Origin of the sequence: Tenacibaculum agarivorans (genome assembly GCF_001936575.1) — a bacterium.
Classification (GTDB): domain Bacteria; phylum Bacteroidota; class Bacteroidia; order Flavobacteriales; family Flavobacteriaceae; genus Polaribacter; species Polaribacter agarivorans.
Window position 1 is genome coordinate 1 of sequence record NZ_MSMP01000021.1, and the last position, 12,571, is coordinate 12,571.

Annotated in this window: 15 protein-coding genes; 3 read left to right on the plus strand and 12 right to left on the minus strand. The window is 28.8% G+C overall.

Annotated features, from left to right (window positions below):
* From BVC87_RS23805 to BVC87_RS15380, 12 genes are all read right to left on the minus strand, one after another.
* The coding region (locus tag BVC87_RS23805) for a hypothetical protein (protein WP_234974685.1) at positions 1-208 on the minus strand (208 nt) is incomplete at its 3' end.
* Between the two features lie 101 nt (positions 209-309).
* Positions 310-900 carry a hypothetical protein gene (locus BVC87_RS15350; protein WP_143569796.1) on the minus strand — a complete coding sequence of 197 codons (591 nt, stop codon included), beginning with the start codon at positions 898-900 and terminating at the stop codon, positions 310-312.
* Entirely contained in the window at positions 891-2,339 is a 1,449-nt protein-coding gene (locus tag BVC87_RS15355) for a hypothetical protein (protein WP_075343281.1), read from the minus strand. The genes BVC87_RS15350 and BVC87_RS15355 overlap by 10 nt, the downstream gene beginning before the upstream one ends.
* A 603-nt stretch (positions 2,340-2,942) precedes the next feature.
* Positions 2,943-3,116: a hypothetical protein gene (locus tag BVC87_RS23455; RefSeq protein WP_159439367.1), complete on the minus strand. Its 174-nt coding sequence runs from the start codon at positions 3,114-3,116 to the stop codon at positions 2,943-2,945.
* Position 3,117: 1 nt separating this feature from the next.
* Positions 3,118-3,630, minus strand: a complete 513-nt coding sequence (locus tag BVC87_RS15360) for a hypothetical protein (RefSeq protein WP_075343282.1) — start codon at positions 3,628-3,630, stop codon at positions 3,118-3,120.
* 4 nt (positions 3,631-3,634) lie between these two features.
* Positions 3,635-5,212 (minus strand): AAA family ATPase, encoded by a 1,578-nt coding sequence (locus tag BVC87_RS15365; protein ID WP_075343283.1) that lies wholly within the window; start codon positions 5,210-5,212, stop codon positions 3,635-3,637.
* A 260-nt stretch (positions 5,213-5,472) separates the two neighbouring features.
* On the minus strand, positions 5,473-6,984 hold the full coding sequence (locus BVC87_RS15370) for a hypothetical protein (RefSeq protein WP_075343284.1): 1,512 nt from the start codon (positions 6,982-6,984) through the stop codon (positions 5,473-5,475).
* 262 nt (positions 6,985-7,246) lie between these two features.
* On the minus strand, positions 7,247-7,726 hold the full coding sequence (locus BVC87_RS15375; RefSeq protein WP_075343285.1) for a hypothetical protein: 480 nt from the start codon (positions 7,724-7,726) through the stop codon (positions 7,247-7,249).
* 166 nt (positions 7,727-7,892) lie between these two features.
* Entirely contained in the window at positions 7,893-8,075 is a 183-nt protein-coding gene (locus tag BVC87_RS23240; RefSeq protein WP_143569797.1) for a hypothetical protein, read from the minus strand.
* A 35-nt stretch (positions 8,076-8,110) separates the two neighbouring features.
* A complete protein-coding gene (locus tag BVC87_RS23460) occupies positions 8,111-8,287 on the minus strand; it encodes a hypothetical protein (RefSeq protein ID WP_159439368.1) in 177 nt (58 codons plus the stop codon).
* Between the two features lie 21 nt (positions 8,288-8,308).
* Positions 8,309-8,485 carry a hypothetical protein gene (locus tag BVC87_RS23465; protein ID WP_159439369.1) on the minus strand — a complete coding sequence of 59 codons (177 nt, stop codon included), beginning with the start codon at positions 8,483-8,485 and terminating at the stop codon, positions 8,309-8,311.
* Between the two features lie 140 nt (positions 8,486-8,625).
* Positions 8,626-8,826, minus strand: a complete 201-nt coding sequence (locus tag BVC87_RS15380; RefSeq protein ID WP_075343286.1) for a hypothetical protein — start codon at positions 8,824-8,826, stop codon at positions 8,626-8,628.
* 183 nt (positions 8,827-9,009) lie between these two features.
* Here BVC87_RS15380 and BVC87_RS15385 point away from each other — a divergent pair, with 183 nt between their 5' ends.
* From BVC87_RS15385 to BVC87_RS15395, 3 genes are all read left to right on the plus strand, one after another.
* A complete protein-coding gene (locus BVC87_RS15385; protein WP_075343287.1) occupies positions 9,010-10,836 on the plus strand; it encodes a histidine kinase in 1,827 nt (608 codons plus the stop codon).
* 2 nt (positions 10,837-10,838) lie between these two features.
* Positions 10,839-11,579 (plus strand): LytR/AlgR family response regulator transcription factor, encoded by a 741-nt coding sequence (locus tag BVC87_RS15390; RefSeq protein WP_075343288.1) that lies wholly within the window; start codon positions 10,839-10,841, stop codon positions 11,577-11,579.
* 94 nt (positions 11,580-11,673) lie between these two features.
* On the plus strand, positions 11,674-12,405 hold the full coding sequence (locus BVC87_RS15395) for a hypothetical protein (RefSeq protein WP_143569798.1): 732 nt from the start codon (positions 11,674-11,676) through the stop codon (positions 12,403-12,405).
* Positions 12,406-12,571: the final 166 nt, after the last annotated feature.

Genomic DNA, 12,571 nt, shown 5'->3' on the forward strand with positions numbered 1-12,571 from the left:
CATGATCTATTCTTTTTTTCGTCCTAAAAAACACCGATTTTACTACGTTTTTCAAATCAGTATTCACATGAAAATTTATAACCTCTTCTTTATAAAACAAGAAAATATTATCTTCTGATTTAGCTGAAAATGTTTTATTATGAGTACTTATCACTCCAATATTCTCCAAAAGAATTGGATTTTCAATTTCTCCAACTCTCTTGTCCAAATATTTTTCTGGGTTTATTAAATTTTTAATGACCATCAATATCAATAAAAAGTTACTATTTATAATTATATCTAAACAAGTTTAGCTTTGACAAGTATTTCTTATAAAGTAGGTGGAGGAGGTTTAGGAATTGGCACAGCTAAAACAATATATAATTCTAATTTAACCTCAACCTTTGAATTTAAATTATCAAAACTATCTACTATTCTCTGTAATCTATTTTCTAAGCCTTCTTTTTCTTTATATACAGAGGGTTCTATCATTAAAATAGCTTTTTCTGGTGAATCAGAAAAATTACCATCTTTTCCATTGTTGAGATAAAATTTTTCAAGTATTTCATCCAATTTTTCAAATCCAAAACTCTTGGTGTAGCCTGCAGAAATGGAATCTTTTGATATTCTTAGGATATTTTTACTTTTAATTAGTCCTAAACTTCTTGGAAACATAGCTACTTCTTTTCTATTAATCTTACTTTCCAAACTAAAGGAGTAGAGTGTATCATTTTCATTACTATAGTCAAACCTTTCATATCTTCTTATAATTTCTTCAGAAGACATATCATTCATTTGAATTGTCTGCTTATTCTTAAAAGTACCTTTAGAGGGATAAAATATTGTTTTTTTCTCATTTTTACATCCAAGTAGTAAAAATGCAATTAAGAAAGTTATTATTTGACTTTTCATTATTGACATAAATTATTATTAAAAGTACTATTTTTATTAACTTTAGTTCTCTTGTTTTCCAATGAATTAAGATCATTTTGAGATAACTTATGAAGCACTCCGCTTTTATCATAGTAACCTTCTTTAGCTTGGGCTTCTAAACCTTCCCAACCATACATTAAATAGTGATCCAAAGGATAAGAATACCCATCTAATTCTCTTAATGCTCTAGCTATTGGAATTACATATCTTTCTGCCATATATTGATGTTGTGCATTTGAAGTTGCTAAAGAATTGTCATTTTGAGCTTTATAATGAAAATATAATTGAAAAAGTCGACTTCTATCTTCTGGATCAATATTACCATTATGATTCTCATCGACATATTTATATATTTCTGCATGAATTCCTTCATGTAAAATTGTAGAGGCAAAATCTAAGTTTGTATTTCCTGTTCCTTGAAAATATATTGTAATATTGCCATTATTTAGATCGGAAGCGTTTGTACAAGCTTCATCTACAGAACTATTACATTTTCCATATTCAACTTTTAAGGTTAAGTTATAATCACCAGCATTCTCAAATTTTTTTATAGTAGTTTTAAAAAGCTTTAAAGATTTTAATTTATTATAAATACATAACGCTACACCAGTAAGGTTATTTGTAATCTTATCTTCTTTATCATCAGCATCAGTTTGCGCTTGAGTATGTTCATCAAAGTCTATAGATTCTAAACCTGAAGCATCACCAGGCCTACCTAAATCATCTAATGAAGATTCTCCATCTCTACTTTCCCATGTACATCTTGTCGTTACTGTGGTATGAGAATATTGACTACAATCTTCATAGGGATTGCTTACCGTACCTACACAAGTATACCAATCTGTGGTTACTGCTTCACATCCTGTATCATTATTTCTAGCAACTCTATTTTTATTTGAAGTGTTTTGCTCTGAACGTCCTTGGTTCATTTTGGTTTCAGAGATAAGAATACCTTCTGTTGAAAACACTCTAAACCAACCTGTATATTTCCCCCATCCTGTAGTTTGTGTGTTTTCATGTTCCCTTTTTTCAAACTCTAAAATATGGCTCAGAAACTTTCCTTCTGTATTTTTTCTTAGTACTAACTTTCTTAAAGTATGTTTTTCCTCTGTAGGAATATCAAATGTATAATAGGTTAGTTTTAAATTTTCATCATACTTGGTTAAAGCTCTAGAAAAATCTACACCATTCATTAAATTATAACCTTTAAATGAACGGTTTTTAGATGAGATTGTATACTTCTGTAATGTGACTTGTAAATCACTATTGTCTTTAAAAAAAACAACCGTAGGTTTATTTTTTGGTAATTGTACTTCTGAAACTAGGGTTTCATCTTCATTTGTATTACAATTCCAAAATGAGAATAGGAGTGTACAAACAAGGGCAATTTTTAAAAACTGAATACTTCTTTTCTTTTTGTTTTTCATTTTCTTGGTTTTATGTAGTTATTTCTAATTACTTTCTCGTGCAACAAATATATACGAACAACATGTAAAACTTATCGTTTATATTAATTTATGTTCCTAAAAATAAAGGCTTTTGGTGCAATTTTTTACCTTTTCATATTTCTAAATGTACTCAAATTTATCGTAACAGACACCATCTTTTGTATGTGGTATTTAAGAAGTTTGAAGATTACTAAAACATTTTCTTAGGTTATAAGAAAAATTATCTACGTAATTGTCAATTCATATTATTTAACTGATTTTCAAACACTTTTTTTAATACAATTTTCCAATTCTCTGGTATGTCATCATAACTATTCCATTCTTTAATTTGTAAAAATGCTTTATATGGTTTGTCTTTTGAAGGTGAGTTGTATCGCAGAACATCTTTGTGGGGCACGAAAAGCTTTTCCGCCCCAGCAGGGAAAGTCTAAAGTTTTGGGTGTCTTTCCGAAGCATTGGTTGAGTTTTAGTGAAAATAACAACAAAGGAATCTCTTTTTTGGACAAGTAAATTATTTTTTGCAATGCCTTGTTTTGTTGGGTATGGAAAGTATTTTACTCCATCGAGTTTTCATAAAATCTTTTATAAAAGACTAAAAATATAAGACGCTATTAAAGATGAGACAAACCCAACAATAAAACTGATAACAATGGTTTCTTGTCTAATTTTTTTAATACTTACATTACTAGAATTACTACTATTAGTTATGTTACTGTTATTATCAGCTATTTGAGAACCAGATATATTATTCTTCATTTTATTGATTTTTAGAGTTATTTACTGATGAGTTATTTTGAGCTATTATTGAATTTGAAATATTATTAATAACGGAATTACTGTTATTGATTTCTCTTAAAGCATTGTCCTTATCTAGAATGTTAATTTCTTCTTCTTCAAATATTATAATATCATTAATGCATTGATGTTCTTTAATATTTTGTTTTGAATAAACAATCATTTTTTTTTGACTAACTGTTTCTTTACATAATCTTAAATATTTTTCTTCATTACATGTAATTTCTTCTAATTCAATTTCTATATTTTCTAGCGAAGTAGGAGCATTATGAGCTAATAATTCTAACCAACAAGCTATAAAACTTGAATTATGATTATCTATTGAAGCATAATCTTCTAAAATTTTCCCATCATAATCAACAGCTATTTTGTTATCATTTTCCCTACTTGCAAATAGATTCAATAAATCTGAGAAATAAAACAATTCTTCTTTCTTAATCCTTTCTAATAATTCACAATAAACTGTATAGACCATAATTCTACCTTTGGTTTTTTAAAAATTCAGTTGTATCTTTCATTAATTCTCCACCGTAGAATTCATTAGGCCATTCGAAATAACCTTTTTCTTCAATTTTAAGAATTTCAACTTTCGCTCCATCACCTTTTAGTTGTGGATTAAATAAACATATAGCTACTTTTTCAGGATTAATCTTTCCTTCTGATATTCTTCTTCTTAATCTTTTTAATAAATATTCACTATGTGTTTCAATAATTAAACTTCTTTGTGCTGAAATACCGATTATATCAATAAATAAATCTGCCAAATCTGCTTGAATTTTAGGGTGAAGATGAATTTCAGGTTGTTCAACTATTGTTATAGAATCTCTCCTAGACAAAAAACCTTGTATTATTACTGGTAAAATTTGAGAAATACCAAATCCAACATCTGTTATATCCAAATCTAAATTATTTTGTTTAACTATAAGTTGATGAATTACCTCTCTAAATTCTTTTACATCTACTTCTATACCAAAAGCTGACAACCAAGAATTTACTTTTTTGGTCAATGCTTTGTTTTCTTTTAACACTTCTGCTATGGCATCTCCATCTAATGTATTGAGTGTTAGATTTAATTTTGCTTTGTCAAGCATATAATACCTTTTAGGATGAGCTCTTAATGGACTCACATAATTTATCTTTTTTTCCGAAAATTCATTTCTTAATTCTGCTTGAAACTTAGTTAAAATATGAGCTATTACATTTAGTTTTGCAGGTACATCTTCTTTATAAAAAAAGGATCTAAAACAATTGAAAATAGTACTATCTCCATCGAATATTCTTTTAATATCGTCGTTATTTGATTGAGAAAGTTGAAATATTTGAGAATCTAAACTGAACAAGTCTTCTTTTTTATAAAATCCGATTATTAATTTTTCTTTCTGCAAAATCTCGAAAGTATTTACAGTAAAATTATTATCATCCATTGATAATTTATAATTAATTTTAAAAGATTCTGTTTTAACAGACTTTCTTAGAGATTCTAAAAATTTATATATTTCAATAATTTCATTTTTATTGTTCCTAGATAGTTTATTAATTTTTATTGAATATCTGTTTTTTAAAAAGAACTCTATTTCATCAATTATTTTAGGTTTTGAAGATTCTTTTGAAAGTATGTTAATTATAGAATCTACTATACTAACAAAGTCTTTTTCATTATTTATTTCAAGATTATTCCTAATTTCTGAAAAGCCTCTTAAAGGAAGATAAAAAGGAATCTCCGAAAAAATCCTTTTAAATTCATCTAATATTTCCTCCCTGCAAAATTCTTTTAACGCTGAACTTCTAATTTCAAACGAAAAAGTAAGATCTTTTTCAGTATTCTTTTTTCTAAATAAATTTCGTGGATCTCCTAAATTTACATAGCCACCATAAAGTTTTAAAGCAGATTTATAAGACTTTAAATCTTCTTTACCCGTTTGCTGAAACATTAACAACGATTGTATTATAGAACTTTTTCCAACACTATTTGCTCCTAATAAAATTGTAATTGGTTTTATTGGGATTTCAACATTTTCAAATGCTTTATAATTAGATAATTCAATTTTTTTTAACATTTTAATTTTTATTTATAAATCTAATTACACCATAAGGCAAAACTTTATGGATATCCGGAAGATTGTTATACATTAGTTTATGAATAAGAAAAAGTGAAAGGAACAGGGAGACTGGTCTATTTCTTTATCTTTTTTCGAGATTTAAAGAAAGGAAAATCTTTCGTTTCATACAAAATATTGTTTGTTTTACAGGAAAAACACCCTTTTTTGGTCAATTTGCAGTGGGGAGTTTTTTAGTTTTCAGTAATCAATTTTTGCATTTACGGCAACTCAGGATCTTCACCATTCGTATTTTGCTCTTCTTGTTCTTGTTGGTTTTCTTCATTTGGTTGCTGTTCCTCTTCTCCTTGATCTTCACCTTCCTCTTGTTCTTCTTGTTTAGGTATTGCTGGTGCATTAGGATTAAATTCGCTTCCAAATTTACTTTTTGCCCAACTCCAAGCATCGTCGCTAAATACTGCGGCTACAAATGACACAAAGAACAATGCGTAGGCATTTAGATTTCCTGTATTTGTGGTTAAAACAGCTAAGCTTCCTTGAACCCCTAAAAACACTACGATGGCTGCTGTGAATCCTTTTATTAAAACTCCTGCTAAGTCATCTATCAAAACTCCTTTTTCTCCGTTGTTTTTCTCTCTAATAAAAGTCGAACCTCCTGCACCTAATAATCCAAAGCCTATTAAACCAATGATAATAACTAAAGGATATGATTCCACACTCAAAAGCCAACCTGTAAACAAGGTAAAAACGCCTAAATCAGAACCCAAAGTAGGTCTAGGAGGAATTTTAGTTTGTTTGTTTTTAGCATTTTTAGCTAGCTCAATGAGAGCACTTTGGAATGAAAAGAAATCACTGTTCATCCCTGAATTCATTACATCTGTAGTCAAAATATTGATAGCTGTTTCCTGCTTATTTAAATAACCTAATAGTATACTCCTATTTTCTAAATACCAACCCGAAAGTTCACTTTTATCTTTAAGCCTTAATTTTGCATTGATATTAGAATTATCGGTAATTTTCATTCTCGCAATGGCTCTGTCTTTCAGCTGTTCTAAGCCTCTAAAAGTGGAATTAATTTCTTTTTTAGAACTCAATAAATTATCATTAATTAATGATAGCTTTTCCTTTAGAACAGTATCTCTATCAAATAAATATTCCTTCTTTTCAATGAATTTTATGTATTCTGCCTTTAAAATGGAATCGTTTTTAGCGTATGTTTTTAATTCTTGTTCAAGATCGGTAGCTAGTTGAATATCATCTTCTGATTCGTAACTCACTACAGGAACGGCAATAATTGATGATATACTGAAATACAGGGCAAAAACTAGCACAAAAAACACAATCGCATTTTTTACAATCGCTTTATTTATTCCTGCTACTTGATTGTTTTCGTTTGCTCCAATTTCATTTAAATACTTAGCTATTTTAGAGGAAAGAATAGCCACAAATAGGAAAAAGCAAACAAAAGTTATGGAATTATACCATAGGTCGCCATTAAATATAGATCCGATGAGTTGGTCAGTTCTTGTTTGTCCATCAAAATTAATTGCAGCGTAAATTTCAAGGAAAAAATTACGGATGATGTTAATAACTCCTTTAAAACCTGACGGATAAAAGTATGAAGTGATTAAAAATCCAAAAATATAATACAACGGATTGACTGTGTTTTCCTTACTTACTTTTTTTACCAGTCTGAATATAATTACCAATAAAAAAATAAGTCCTAATAATCTAAGAATTAAACTACTTAGTATTAAAGTTTGATTTTCCATCTCGTTTTCTAGTATGTTTAGTTGATTCTTCTAAAAAGATTGATGTGCATCTTAGTATAAACAAGATGCTTGTAAGAAAAAGTGAAAGTAACAGGGGGACTGTTCTATTTCTTTGTCTTTTTTCTGCAACTAAAGAAAATGAATTCTTATGTTTTCTACAAAATAGATGCTGTTTTACAGGAAAAACACCCTTTTTTGTTCAGTATGCAGTGGGCTGTTATTTTTAGTTGGCGGTTAGAGGATTTCTTAAAATTCTGATATGCTAATTTTCAGTAGATCTTTCGTAGGAGAAACCACCATTTTTATTTTGATTCCATGTTTTAAATACAACACTTACACACACATTTTCTTCTTCTATATACATCACTAAATTTTTTCCTACTACATCTTTTGGTGATCCTACTGCTTTTCGGAATGTTGTAAATGAAAGATTTGGTATGTCAGAGATATTACCAACAGCCCATTTTGTTCCACGTGGACTTACTTCTTTTGAAGCTGCATCTTCTTGTTCAATATTAAAAATTTGACCTCCTGCTGTACTGCGTGTAATACTAACGCTTGGAGTAATATTATCCTGATTTTTAGGATCTGTTGGATTGGTACCCGACGCCTTTGTAAATGTAATGTTAGGACCACTCCATATTACAAAATTTTCTGAAATACTTGTGTTATTTGGCTCAACAACAGAACTAGTACAAGAGATTATACTTACAACAAAAAAAGAGAAGAGAAGATATTTCATGGCATATGATTTAGTGTATCTAAATTACTAAATTTTAGTCAATTCTATTTGATCAAATAGCTAAAAACAACTGCCTATGAATAGGTATGAAATTATAAAAAAGAATAGGTTTTAAAAGTAAAAAGCTGTCTTTCCAGACAGCTTTTTTTACTCATTTTATTAATCATTACACAATATGAGGTGTATCTGTAATACAACCTCTTCCGTTCCAAGCACATTGCGGGCTAGAAATACATTCATGTTCTGTTTTTCCTGGACAAGTATTGAAAAAGACACCAAATCCTCCTGATATAGATTGTTGTTGTTGTTTACTTAATGATTTTCCTAAGTTCATTATTGATTTTTTCATTATATCTAAATTTTAAATTTTGTTATTAATAGTTTTTAAGATGCACAAACTTGTGTACGACAAGCATCATAACAATCAAATAGCTTGAATTTATCTCCTGGTAATTCGTTGGCATTACAGTATTGAATACAAGGAAAAAGGCAATTTGGATCTACACCTGCGTAAATACTTTTTAGTTGTTCTTTATTTAAAAGAGTTCCTATTTTTTTCATCTTTTAATCGTTTAATGGTTATTATTTTTTGGGCGGCTCTTCTTCTCCACATGGAACACAAATCGGGTTTCCTGAAGCGGTATGTTGTCCTGAATAGCAATATCTTCTTCCATCACAAGTTCTTCCTCCGCTACCGTTAATTGACTTTTGTGCTTTTTTATCCAGCACTTTACCTAAGTTTTTTAAGTTTAAATTCATCTTTTAATATGTTTTTAGTAATAATTTATACTTCGAATGTAGTTTGTAAAGAGATCTCTTTTCTACAGAATTCATATTTGCGCAATAGCAATTCAAAAACGCAAAAAAAGGAGCTATTTTATAGCTCCTAAGTCTTCATATTATAATCCACAAGGATGTACATCTCCAAAAATTCCAGGAGCACAACTCCCATTATAACATAGATATCCATAAGAGCTATTGTGTTGATAATTACAACAGTCACTATTAGTTTTACATCGAAAGAATTTTCCTCCTCCATGTACTGCTTTTTGTGCTGCCTTATCCAAGGCTTTTCCTAAGTTTAAAATTGTTTTTTTCATATATAAATATTTTTAGTAGTGATGAATTTCACTACGATTTTGAAATCAATGTAAACCAAGAAAGTGCTCTCGAGTCAGTAAATTCAAATTCGTAAGGTATCGCTTCAGAAATGTTAGATATTTGGCTTATTTTTTGATACTTGACTTTTAAAAATTAGTAACTTTAGCATTATTTGTAACTTTATGAAAAAAGTTTTTGGGGGACTTTTATTACTTATCGCTATTATTTCTTGTAAAAAAGAACCACAAACTCTTGATATTCAACCTCCTGATTTTTTCTATAAAAAAACGAAACAAAACTTACCTAAAGACTCGACAGTTTTTTACCTCAACATTTTAAAAAAAATCCCTTACAAACAACTTTCTGATTCTCTACAGGCAGAATATGCTTTTACATCTTTTCGTTTTTATCTTGATTTACACGATTACGACTCGGCTATTGAGCGCTTAATCTTTGCTACTTCGTTTACTAAGGAAAAAATCAGAAATAGTAGAGAAGTTCTATATTTTAGAGCGTTAAAGGATATGTATCTTAGACGTAAAAATGACTATTTAAATGCTGCAGGGGTTAATGAAAAGATGAAGCAATTATTAGATAGTACCGATTATCGTAATAGAGCTTATGTACATAGTTTCAATCAACAAATACAAAGAGCTTTGGGTAAAACTGAAGAAGCCTTACTAGCTAATGAACAAAGTATTCGTTTATTTTTAAAAGCTAAGGATACTGCCAATTACCTCATATTTACTTTAGACCAAGCCGCCATTCTAACAGATATGTCTAAATATGCAGAAGCTCAAAAAGAACTGGATAAAGTTTTTCCTTATGAAAGTTTTCTAATTACTCGTACAAAATATCAATTATATGGTACTGAAGGTTTTATATATACCAATAAAAAACAATATCGAAAAGCTCTTAATTCTTATAAGAAAGCCTTGTTATATTCAAAACAACTAAACTCAACAATAGGTTTAGAACGATTGACAAATACGTATTTAAACATAGCAAATACGTATTTGAAGCTACATGACTACGAAAAATCAAAAACTTACATTGATTCGGTTTTTACTACAGGAATGCAATACATGAGTTTTACGGATCAACAAGAAGCACTAAGAGCCAAATTAGAAATTACATATAAACAACGTGAAGGTTTTGAAAAAGTAATTCCACAATTGGATTCTTTGTTTTCTTTTTTGCAAAAAAATAGTGATAAGAGAATTAACAACGAATTGCAAGTATTAAAAGAGGCTTTTGATAATGAGCGGAATTTACAAGAAGAAAAAAATAGGGCAGAAGTAAAGAGCTTAAAATTGCAACGCAACCAGTACTTTTTAATCGCTTTACTATTGATTTTGATTGTATTGGTAATTTTAGTCATCAACTTTTACAAGCAACGAAGGTTTAGTATGGAAAAACAAAACTTTCTACTACAGCAACGTCTATTACGATCACAAATGAATCCTCACTTTGTATTTAACAGTCTGAGTGTATTAAAACAAGGAGTAGAACAGAATAAAGAACAGTATACCAAATACATTGTAAAATTATCTAGATTATTGCGTACAGTTTTTGATAATTCTACCAAAGATAACGTACTGTTAGAAGATGAATTACAATCTTTAGAAGACTACATTGAACTCCAAAAATTTAGATTTCCTAATCGTTTCGATTATACAATAGAAAATACCATTACTACAGAAAACGAATTGTTTATTCCTCCTATGTTATTACAACCTTTTGTAGAAAATGCCATCATACATGGATTTGGTAAGTTACCTACGAAAGGAGTTTTACATATTTATCTTTCAAAACAAAAAAAGTGGATTACATACGTAGTGAAAGATAATGGTGTAGGGATGAAAAACACCCTACTAAAAAACAAATCATCAATGTATTTAATTGATCAATTTTTGTTTAAAATGACGGGAAAAAGAATAGCAATTACCAATACAGAAGATACAACAGGCACCCAAATAGAAATTAAAATTCCATATACAGAGCTATAACTATGTTACGAAGTTTACTTATTGAAGATGAACAACATGTAAGAGAAGAATTACAAAATTTAATAGCAAAAAACTTTACTAATAAACTATCTATTGTGGAAGAAGCTACTTCCGTAAAAGAAGGAATAAAAGCTATTTTAAAACACAACCCAGATTTAGTGTTTTTAGATGTGGATTTAGGAGATGGTTCTAGCTTTGAAATTTTAGATATGCTTCCTGAAATAAACTTCGATATTATTTTTGTTACCGGATACGATTCACATGCTATTAAGGCAATTAAACTAGGAGCTTTAGATTATTTATTAAAGCCTATTGATGAAGATGAATTGGTAGTAGCTATTAACAAAGCAATTCAACAACATAACAAAGAAAATATCAAAGAAAAGTTGGTAAATGTAGCCAGTAATTATTACAAAAATGGTTTACATAATAAAATAGTAGTGAAAACTTTAGAAGCGCAACATATCCTAAATTTTGAAGATATTATTTTTTGTAAATCTGAAGGTAATTACACTACTTTTCATTTAACTAATGAACAAGTTTTAGTTTCTAAACCTATGAAAAAGCTACAACCTTTACTGGATGAAAATATCTTTTTAAAGTGTCATCAATCTTTTTTGGTCAATACATCCTATGTAACTAAATATTTGAATGAAGGTTTTTTAGTGACTAAAAATGGAGATCAAATACCCGTTGCTACAAGAAGAAAGGAAGATGTTTTGAATTTATTGTTTAAATCCTAAGCAAATTTGAACTTATACCAAACGTATTTGAAGTCTTTTCATTTTTGATAAAATGTACAGTTACCTTTATTTTTAAACTAAAAATTATCATAGCATGAAGTATTTACGATTAGTAATTTTAAGCATGACTGTATTGATCATGTCATGTACAGAAGAAAAAGAAACTATACAAGTGTTAGAAACATTTGAAAAAGAAATAGTCAATAAAAAAGGCGTTAAAGGAGGTAATAAAATTCCGATAAATACTCCTTATTCGCGTGATCAGGAAGATAATATGATGTATATGACATCCTATTTAATTGGACTAACATTATTAGGTGATGAAAATGCTAGAGAATACTTTTACCAACAGGTATCTGGAAAAACATTTAAAATTAGTCTAAGAACTCTTTTAAGTGGAGGCAAAAACCCTTTTAAAACTGCTTTTAGAGGATATTATTATATCTATAATTGGAATACTGATTATGAATGGACTCCAACTCCTCCTGTATCTTCTGCAATACCAGATCCTTTAGAGAAAGATTATGGCGTATTACAAATAGGATATTCAACTTATTTGGATCTTATTTCAAATGATTATGATTGGCAAATAGACTTGCCTAATAAGGCGATTTTATTCAGTTATTTTAATTTTACTCAGTATCTTGATCATAAACAGTATATTATAAATTTATGGACAAAAGATAATAGCCTTTATGATGATGGATTAAAAATGTCTAATAACGATAAGTTCTTTATTCCAGATAATTTCGACTATGAACAAGAACTGGATACGATATTAATTTTAACATTACGTAATACTAGTACAAGTTTACAAGGGCAATGATTAGAATTGGTATAAGTATTGTAAATCTCGTTTAAGAATGAAAGTCTCACTTTGAGTAAAACTTATATTGTAAAAGAACGGAAATAAATATTAGATTTCAACTAGCGTTCTGTTGAGCTATAGAGAAGTAAAAATACTGTTCTCGATATAATTTTACCTCATTATC

Coding starts and splice junctions, on each gene's coding strand:
- BVC87_RS15365 (WP_075343283.1), bottom strand. CDS start 5,212: ATGTTAAAAAAAATTGAATTATCTAATTATAAAGCATTTGAAAATGTT.
- BVC87_RS15395 (WP_143569798.1), top strand. CDS start 11,674: ATGAAGTATTTACGATTAGTAATTTTAAGCATGACTGTATTGATCATG.
- BVC87_RS23460 (WP_159439368.1), bottom strand. CDS start 8,287: ATGAAAAAAATAGGAACTCTTTTAAATAAAGAACAACTAAAAAGTATT.
- BVC87_RS15390 (WP_075343288.1), top strand. CDS start 10,839: ATGTTACGAAGTTTACTTATTGAAGATGAACAACATGTAAGAGAAGAA.
- BVC87_RS23455 (WP_159439367.1), bottom strand. CDS start 3,116: ATGAAGAATAATATATCTGGTTCTCAAATAGCTGATAATAACAGTAAC.
- BVC87_RS15370 (WP_075343284.1), bottom strand. CDS start 6,984: ATGGAAAATCAAACTTTAATACTAAGTAGTTTAATTCTTAGATTATTA.
- BVC87_RS15355 (WP_075343281.1), bottom strand. CDS start 2,339: ATGAAAAACAAAAAGAAAAGAAGTATTCAGTTTTTAAAAATTGCCCTT.
- BVC87_RS15375 (WP_075343285.1), bottom strand. CDS start 7,726: ATGAAATATCTTCTCTTCTCTTTTTTTGTTGTAAGTATAATCTCTTGT.
- BVC87_RS15360 (WP_075343282.1), bottom strand. CDS start 3,630: ATGGTCTATACAGTTTATTGTGAATTATTAGAAAGGATTAAGAAAGAA.
- BVC87_RS15385 (WP_075343287.1), top strand. CDS start 9,010: ATGAAAAAAGTTTTTGGGGGACTTTTATTACTTATCGCTATTATTTCT.
- BVC87_RS15350 (WP_143569796.1), bottom strand. CDS start 900: ATGTCAATAATGAAAAGTCAAATAATAACTTTCTTAATTGCATTTTTA.
- BVC87_RS15380 (WP_075343286.1), bottom strand. CDS start 8,826: ATGAAAAAAACAATTTTAAACTTAGGAAAAGCCTTGGATAAGGCAGCA.
- BVC87_RS23240 (WP_143569797.1), bottom strand. CDS start 8,075: ATGAAAAAATCAATAATGAACTTAGGAAAATCATTAAGTAAACAACAA.
- BVC87_RS23465 (WP_159439369.1), bottom strand. CDS start 8,485: ATGAATTTAAACTTAAAAAACTTAGGTAAAGTGCTGGATAAAAAAGCA.